3 protein-coding genes and 2 tRNA genes are annotated in these 2,756 nt (G+C 39.4%); all 5 read left to right on the top strand.

Annotated features, from left to right (window positions below; all coding sequences use genetic code 11):
• Positions 1 to 155: 155 nt before the first annotated feature.
• The 5 genes from PLH43_RS13445 to PLH43_RS13465 all read left to right on the top strand — a co-directional run bounded on the left by PLH43_RS13445 (position 156) and on the right by PLH43_RS13465 (position 2,756).
• Entirely contained in the window at positions 156 to 578 is a 423-nt protein-coding gene (locus tag PLH43_RS13445) for a Mini-ribonuclease 3 (RefSeq protein ID WP_324363960.1), read from the top strand.
• A 148-nt stretch (positions 579 to 726) separates the two neighbouring features.
• Positions 727 to 1,560 (top strand): 23S rRNA (guanosine(2251)-2'-O)-methyltransferase RlmB, encoded by an 834-nt coding sequence (gene rlmB, locus PLH43_RS13450; RefSeq protein ID WP_324363961.1) that lies wholly within the window; start codon positions 727 to 729, stop codon positions 1,558 to 1,560.
• A 300-nt stretch (positions 1,561 to 1,860) separates the two neighbouring features.
• A complete protein-coding gene (gene sigH / locus PLH43_RS13455) occupies positions 1,861 to 2,505 on the top strand; it encodes an RNA polymerase sporulation sigma factor SigH (protein WP_324363964.1) in 645 nt (214 codons plus the stop codon).
• 85 nt (positions 2,506 to 2,590) lie between these two features.
• Positions 2,591 to 2,664, top strand: a tRNA-Gly gene (locus tag PLH43_RS13460).
• A 16-nt stretch (positions 2,665 to 2,680) separates the two neighbouring features.
• Positions 2,681 to 2,756: transfer RNA gene (locus tag PLH43_RS13465), tRNA-Thr, on the top strand.

The raw sequence follows: 2,756 nt of genomic DNA on the forward strand, positions 1-2,756 counted from the left end.
CTTAAAACAGGGTTCTGTAAGATTTTGTAAGGCAATTAAACTTGCAATTTAAACCTTTTTTATGATTGTTATGTTTATATTTACTAAATTGATGAAATATTATATAATGTATTAATCCATTTGGATATACATTTTATTTGAAAAAGGTTGTTTGGATGATTTCAGATTTTTTCGACAAAATTACAGGTGAATTCAATTATAAACCGGATGAAGTAAGCCAGCTGTCGCCTTTGGTGCTTGCGTACATAGGCGACGCCGTATATGAGGTTTTTATCCGCACAATGCTTGTGACACAAGGAAACGTGCCGGTGCATGTTCTCCACAAGCGTTCTATTGCTTATGTCAAAGCCAAGGCTCAGTCGGATGTTATCCATAGGATAATGCCTTTGCTTACGGAGGAGGAGCTTGGTGTGGTTCGCAGGGGAAGGAATGCCAAATCGGCCACGGTTCCGAAAAATGCGGATGTTACAGAATACAGGTATGCTACCGGTTTTGAGTCTTTGATAGGTTTTCTTTATCTAAAGAAAGATTATGAGCGGTTGATGGAAATATTGCGTATGGCTGTTTCGGAAAATTGACACGATTTAAAAGCTTTGACAGAATTTGAGAGGTAAAAACGGCTAAAACGCAATTTTTTTGAGAAAAATAAAAGAGAATTGCATTTTACGTACTAAAAATCAAGCTTTTCAACGAAATTATAATTATGAGGGAAGGTTACAAAAGATTATGGGCAATATTGAGAAGAAGGGCTATAAGAAGGCTAAGCCGTCGAGACAGTCGGATGTAAAATACAAAGGGGAAGAAGAAAGAAATGACATAAGAGACGACCTTGACAAGATTGAAGGGCGCAACTCCGTACTTGAGGCGATAAAGTCCGGAAGGACGATAAACAAGATTTTAGTACAGAAAGGCGAAAAAGAAGGCTCAATAAGGCACTTAATTGCACTGGCAAGAGAGAGGGGCATAGTAGTTCAGGAAACGGACAAATCAAATCTTGATAAAATTTCTGCCACTCATGCACATCAAGGTGTAATTGCCTATGTTGCTTTCAAAGATTATGTTGAGGTTGACGATATCCTGGAGATTGCACGGTCCAAGGGAGAAGATCCTTATATTATAATTTTGGACGGCATTACCGATGCATATAATCTGGGTTCCATATTAAGGACTGCCGATGCGGTTGGTGCCCATGGCGTTATTATACCCAAAAGAAGGGCAATAGGCCTTAATGCTGCAGTTTCAAAAGCTTCGGCAGGTGCGATAGAATATGTTCCCGTGGCGCGGGTGACAAATATTTCGCAGACAATAGAGTATCTGAAGAAGGAAAACATATGGGTTGTCGGCACCGATCTTTCCGGAGAAAAGTCTTTCTTTGAGGCTGATTTAAAAGGGCCTGTGGCTCTAGTTATTGGAAGTGAAGGGGAAGGAATGGGAAGGCTGGTTGCCGAAAAGTGTGATTTTATAGTTAATATTCCTATGCAGGGAAATATATCGTCCTTGAACGCAGCAGTTGCGGGGGCTATAATTATGTATGAGATTCGAAGGCAAAGAAATTTTTAAATAAATTTTAAAAATTACTTGTTCATAATAAAATGAAACTGCCGATAACTATATAGAGAGGTTTGAATAGGAGGGTTCCATAGATGATAGAATGGGACAGCCGGGCGTAAATTCTGCCTTGAGAACTTGGCAAGCGAATCGTGTCGAATAATTGCCGGATTTTTTGCTTGACAGGGCCAAGGGAGTTTTTGTATAATCCACCTAGGTGTGCCTTGCTGCTTATTATGCATTCTATTAATCTATTCTATATATCAAGCCTTGAAATTTTATAGTTTTCACATAAGTCAAGGGGGCGATATTTTGAAAACGAATGCACAAATTGATTCAGTAAAGACTTTTAGTACTATGAACGATGAAGAAATAATTGAAGATAGCCGAGCCGGTGATGACAGGGCCCTCGAATATTTAATCAACAAGTATAAAGGTTTTGTTCGTGCAAAAGCAAGAACTTATTTTCTTATCGGTGCTGACCGGGAAGATATCATTCAGGAAGGAATGATTGGTCTCTACAAAGCTATAAGGGATTTTAGAAAGGACAAGCTTTCTTCTTTCCGTGCTTTTGCTGAGCTCTGTATAACAAGGCAGATTATAACGGCAATAAAGACTGCCACCCGGCAAAAACACATACCCTTAAATTCTTATGTATCTCTCAACAAGCCGATTTTTGACGAGGAATCGGACCGCACACTCATGGATATTATCAGTGAGGAAAGCATTAACGACCCTGAGGAAATGGTTATAAACAGAGAAGAGTTTTCGGGGATTGAGGCAAAAATGGGTGAGATTCTAAGTGGTCTGGAGTGTGAAGTGCTTACCTCTTACCTTCAAGGGAAATCTTACCAGGAGATTGCTGTTGAATTGGACAGGCATGTGAAATCAATAGACAATGCGCTACAGAGAGTAAAACGTAAATTGGAGAAATATCTTGAAGAATCTAGAACATAATTTGATTTAATTGATGTTTTTCGATTGGACTATTTTAATTAATAGTGGTATAATTCTTTATGCTTTATGAATTGAATATTCTTAAGCGGGTGTAATTCAATGGTAGAATATCAGCTTCCCAAGCTGACTGCGTGGGTTCGATTCCCATCACCCGCTCCAGCGAAATGTTTTATATGCCCTCATAGCTCAGTAGGCAGAGCGCATCCATGGTAAGGATGAGGTCACCAGTTCGATTCTGGTTGAGGGCTCCA

Origin of the sequence: Acetivibrio sp., from assembly GCF_035371925.1 — a bacterium.
In the GTDB taxonomy this organism is placed as follows: Bacteria; Bacillota; Clostridia; order Acetivibrionales; family Acetivibrionaceae; genus Hungateiclostridium.

Coding starts and splice junctions, on each gene's coding strand:
- PLH43_RS13445 (WP_324363960.1), top strand. CDS start 156: ATGATTTCAGATTTTTTCGACAAAATTACAGGTGAATTCAATTATAAA.
- rlmB (WP_324363961.1), top strand. CDS start 727: ATGGGCAATATTGAGAAGAAGGGCTATAAGAAGGCTAAGCCGTCGAGA.